Genomic DNA, 256 nt, shown 5'->3' with positions numbered 1-256 from the left:
CCGCTCGGGTGTCGTCACCCCCTTCGCGATGATCGCGCTCCAGGAGCGCTTGTCGTTCTTCGTGCAGCCGACCGAAGAGGTCTCCGAGGGCATGGTCATCGGCGAGAACTCGCGCGCCGACGACATGGACGTCAACATCACCAAGGAGAAGAAGCACACCAACATGCGCTCCTCCACGGCCGACAACTTCGAGTCGATGAGGCCGCCGCGCATCCACACGCTGGAGGAGAGCCTGGAGTTCGCGCGCGACGACGAA

At 64.1% G+C, this 256-nt stretch carries 1 pseudogene; it reads left to right on the top strand.

The features are described from left to right. Positions 1-256: pseudogene (locus KVS71_RS17840) on the top strand (translational GTPase TypA); the annotation flags it as partial.

The sequence above is a fragment of the Microbacterium sp. GbtcB4 genome (assembly GCF_019091465.1).
GTDB classification, from domain to species: Bacteria; Actinomycetota; Actinomycetes; order Actinomycetales; family Microbacteriaceae; genus Microbacterium; species Microbacterium paraoxydans.
This window is presented reverse-complemented; position numbering and strand designations above follow the sequence as displayed.